This is a genomic window from Chamaesiphon sp. OTE_8_metabat_110, assembly GCF_031382685.1.
GTDB lineage: Bacteria > Cyanobacteriota > Cyanobacteriia > Cyanobacteriales > Chamaesiphonaceae > Chamaesiphon.
Map to the genome: position 1 here is coordinate 1 of NZ_JANMZA010000142.1, position 4,264 is coordinate 4,264.

Sequence of the window (4,264 nt, forward strand, 5' to 3'; positions counted from 1 at the left end):
GCTGTTAGCTTTGGATCGCGAAATACGAGCAATGAAGCAGAAGCAGCAAGAATGCTCAGATAGACCGAAAGAAGGATGCCGCGCGCTGGCGTTGCTTCACCGAAACTTATCTGTATCCCATCGGCATGTGTCGCGAGACCAACGCAAACTGGAATGAGAACAACAATGTTCAATAGTAGTGAGATTGCAAGCATCGTCTTCATAAACTTTTTTGATTCAATCATTAGATTCTTCCACCACAAATGTTCAGGATTGGGATCTAAGCACAGTAAAATATTGACAGTGACAATATAACCTTTAGATATTGCCACTGTCAATATTGTGTTGAATAGTATGCCTAAATACCATCATGGCGATTTGCGTGCTGAAGAGATTTACTGATGCACGCTTGGTATGCAAAACGAGGATCGATAAACTAAATGATGAATTATTCTCAAAATCGTCGGAAATTGCTGCTGGCGGCTGTATCTATGCCGTTGGCGTGTAGCCTATCGGAGATAATCGCGACTATAGGGGCATCATGAGCAGCTCAGGGAAATGCTACTGTTTCGGCTCAGGCACAGTTTACAAAACTCGAACGGACGTTATCGGTTCGTCTGGGTGTATTTGCACTGAATACCGCCAATGGCAACCAACTAAGCTATCGTGCTGATGAGTATTTTCCAGCGTTGCTGAATTGATGTATGATATGGCGATCGAGATCCAAAAACATTCTTCAAAACAGGATGGAATATTTAGCTACATTTAATAGTTAGCTGGGTATGGGATGGGAACATTCCAGAACTTGAGGTAGTGAATTAGTAATCTAACTGAATGTGCTAGCATTTCTTTTGACTTAGAATAGCAAAGTGTTTTGCGGTGAAGTCGAGCTAAATAGTGTCTAAGTCTCGTATTTTCTCCCTCTACTCTAGTCATATAAGTTTTGCAGATAATCTGGTCTACGTCACGGAATAAATATCGGATAGACTGGCCATCCATCTTTAACTCTCTCAATTGCCCTAAAACCCATGCCATTGACATACATTTTTAGACACTCTCGTTTAACTTCCTGTGCATACCCTTGATGGGATTGATAGGAATCTATGAATTGTCTACCACAATCAACGCATATATGATTCTGTTTACCTGCTTTATGCCCATTCTTATTAACACGAGTTGACTTACATTCAGGACATTCGTTGGCGAAGCCTCTCCCCTGGAGAATCGACTCTAATTTGCTGTTCATTGTTTTTCGCCAACTTTCCTCTCGATCGCTATATCACACATCAATTCAGCAACGCCCCTATTTCTAAGTTTGAGCAAAATCAAGGGTCGCGATCGAACACAATTAGCTCTAATCCAAGTTGCTTTGCTACTTATACTCACAGCGGTTAAAACCGCCGCTTGTGATGCGAAGTCCGCCTGTCTTGTCGTTTTCTTATTCGGCGGCGTTTTTTGGGGGGGGAACCCCCGCATAAAAAACGCCAAGACGGGGGGAACCCTAGACATAAAAACGCCGCTGTCTTGAAAAGGTGCTCTACTTGGGGAAACAAGCGACGTTTGCGGGGGAAGCTTCCCCCGCAAAGCTCGCGCCCCTGTTCCCGCACTTTTCGCTACGCGGACTAATATTTCAGTCCGCGTAGGCGGACTTCGCAACATGAACACCGAATTCATTCGGAGGTAATTCTTTGTCGAAAGCTCAACGGCGACAGTTTAGTGTGTTTTTTGAAGAAACGGGAGAAGTGTCCTGCGTCCTTAAATCCCAAGTTAGCAGCTATTTCCTGGACTGATGCCGACGATCGCGCCAACATTGCTTTTGCCTCGGAGATCGTCTTCTCGGCAATCCAATTATTGACCGATTTACCTGTTTTGCATTTGATTACAGTGCTGAAATAGTTGGGATGTAAATACTGTGCCTGGGCATAGTCCTGCACTTGCAGCAGCCGATCGCACTTACCAGTCAGTAGCTCGCGAAAGTGCGCTTCGAGATTGCGCTGAAATGTCAATGTGATGTTAGAGCTAGTTAAAGCTTCAGTGAGTGGATCGTATGCCTTCCAAAATCGCTCTTTAATTTTAAGTAGCAACACCACCATTAAACAGCCGATCGTTTGATACTTATAAGCAGAATCCGAAACTTATACCAATTTAAATGGTGTTAATGACAGATAGAGCATCTAGGATAAATGGATATCCGGTGATACCAGCAATAATCTCAGGAGTTAATTCAGCCAAGAGTTGACCTAATTTAATCTGAAGCTCATCGAGAGTTTTGAAGGAAGCCCAGCGGAGGTCAGCTTTGAGATATTGCCACAAATGCTCAATCGGATTTAGTTCAGGACAATAAGGAGGTTGAAACAACAGGATAATATTGTCTGGCAGCACTAACTTTTTGCCAGAGTGAAAACGACCGTTATCTAACTGAATAATATTGAGACTATCAGGATAAGCCTGGGAAAATTCAGCCAAAAACCGTTGAAAGCACTCGGTATCAACATGAGAAAATTGCAGAAAGAAAGAAGATCCAGTAGCAGGTTCAACTGCTCCATAAAGCCAAAATGCCTTAAATAGCCACTGCCATTTACCATTTGGCTTTATGCAAAAGGCTGTAAGCACTCGACCAATTTGTTTCTTTAGACAAAAACGACTCTCATCTTGGACAAAGTAACGAATAGGTCGTTCATTCTGACAAACTTGGCGGTCATATAAACTCAGCAGTTCCAGGTCATCTTTCAAGTTTTTTTAAAAGCCAAACGTTGCTCCTTGTCTTGCTTGTAATGTTGTGGTCTTGCCATCTTCAACTTGGCTTTAAGCCAATATCGGGTCAATTGATAAACTGCATGATATTCAGCTTCTACGCCCAATGTTTGCGACAACCATTCTTGCACCGCTCCATAGCTGGCAAATCCATTCTCTGACTCTTGTAATCGCTTAGACAAAGCGGTTTATGCCCATTTCGGAATTACTCTGTTTCCTCCTCCAGGGCTACTTTTGACTATTTCTAGCCCAGATAATCCTTCTTCTCGATAGATTCTTAACCATTCTTGTAGCGTGCCGCGATGTCTACCGATTGACTTAGCAATATTACTGATGCTGGGTGCTTTCTCTTGCTTCAGCCAATACAGTACTTGGAGACGTTCTTTGATGATTGGTTTGCTTGCCTGACTTAATCTTTTGCCGATCTCCTCTAAGCTCTCTTTCACGATAATTGAGGTCACTCCTGCCATCTACCTATCTCCAATCCAGCATTCCTATCTTATCTCATCTGTCATCTTCTTGATTTAAATTAGTATTACTTTTTATCCACAACTAAATGTAGCGACCCACAATACTAAATGCTTGAGACCACAATCATCGTGTTTTTGAAGCCACATTAAGTGCAACTATCCGATCGATTGAGACCACATTAGCTGCAACTGAGACCGAATTATTTGCAACCAGCCCACAATCATAAAGGTTGAGACCACATCAAATGCAACTATAAATTTAATACTTGAAATCAAGTCTCAGACTTAGATTCACCATCCGATCGACAGAGATAAGTCAATAAACTGGTTGCCAGCGATCGAATCTTGACTTAGATAAAATTACCGAGTTGTTTGCCTGATGAAATGGCGGCTAACCGCTTTGTCTGGGCTTGTTTGGCAGCAGTAAAGAAAACGCCCGTTTTTTTTACTCGTCCCCTAATGGCTGTTAGAATGCGTTCTTTTCCTACAAGCCTTGCCAGCAATACGTTACAACCTGAAGCCCTCAATGAGGCTTGAACTCATGACCTCTTCATTACCAATGAAGTGCTCTACCACTGAGCTATGAGGGCGTTGGTGAAAGTGGGCCGAGCTGGATTTGAACCAGCGTAGGTCTCCCAGCAGATTTACAGTCTGCCGCCATTAACCACTCGGCCATCGACCCACGTCTTGACATCCTGTACCTGGAGGGAACCTCCAAAGCGGCTGTCACTTTGTTTCACAGTTACTAATACTAGCACAGCTAATTAAAAATACAAAGCAATTTGCTAACTATTTTTTGAAGCCGTTGACTCCAACTGGGTGAGGAGTCCGCCACAGGCATCTGTCAGCAGGTCGAGCACGTAGTCAAAGCCTTCTGCACCGCCAAAGTAGGGATCTGGGACTTCGGTGTCTGAGTGACGGGTGGCATAGTCACACATGAGCTTAACTTTATCTTGGTATTGCCCTTGGGGGTCGAGTTCGAGAATATTGTGATAATTTTCTCGATCCATTGCCAGAATCAGATCGAAGGCGATAAAGTCAGCTTTGGTAAATTTTCTGGC

General features: G+C 43.3%; 4 protein-coding genes, 2 tRNA genes and 3 pseudogenes. All 9 read right to left on the reverse strand.

Annotated features, from left to right (window positions below):
- Positions 1-311: pseudogene (locus RMO52_RS05095) on the reverse strand (hypothetical protein); the annotation flags it as partial.
- Between the two features lie 433 nt (positions 312-744).
- Positions 745-1,225, reverse strand: a pseudogene (locus tag RMO52_RS05100) (IS1 family transposase).
- A gap of 424 nt (positions 1,226-1,649) precedes the next feature.
- Positions 1,650-2,066 (reverse strand): AraC family transcriptional regulator, encoded by a 417-nt coding sequence (locus RMO52_RS05105; RefSeq protein ID WP_310411524.1) that lies wholly within the window; start codon positions 2,064-2,066, stop codon positions 1,650-1,652.
- A gap of 58 nt (positions 2,067-2,124) precedes the next feature.
- On the reverse strand, positions 2,125-2,712 hold the full coding sequence (locus RMO52_RS05110; RefSeq protein WP_310411527.1) for an IS630 family transposase: 588 nt from the start codon (positions 2,710-2,712) through the stop codon (positions 2,125-2,127).
- A complete protein-coding gene (locus RMO52_RS05115) occupies positions 2,709-2,915 on the reverse strand; it encodes a hypothetical protein (protein WP_310411529.1) in 207 nt (68 codons plus the stop codon). The genes RMO52_RS05110 and RMO52_RS05115 overlap by 4 nt, the downstream gene beginning before the upstream one ends.
- Positions 2,916-2,921: 6 nt before the next feature.
- Positions 2,922-3,203: a helix-turn-helix domain-containing protein gene (locus tag RMO52_RS05120; protein ID WP_310411532.1), complete on the reverse strand. Its 282-nt coding sequence runs from the start codon at positions 3,201-3,203 to the stop codon at positions 2,922-2,924.
- Positions 3,204-3,721: 518 nt separating this feature from the next.
- Positions 3,722-3,793 (reverse strand) — tRNA-Thr (locus tag RMO52_RS05125).
- Positions 3,794-3,804: 11 nt separating this feature from the next.
- Positions 3,805-3,885 (reverse strand) — tRNA-Tyr (locus RMO52_RS05130).
- Between the two features lie 103 nt (positions 3,886-3,988).
- A pseudogene (locus tag RMO52_RS05135) lies at positions 3,989-4,264 on the reverse strand (low molecular weight phosphotyrosine protein phosphatase); the annotation flags it as partial.

Excerpts from the sequence above, each read along its gene's own strand:
- RMO52_RS05120 (WP_310411532.1), bottom strand. The coding sequence starts at position 3,203 with ATGGCAGGAGTGACCTCAATTATCGTGAAAGAGAGCTTAGAGGAGATC.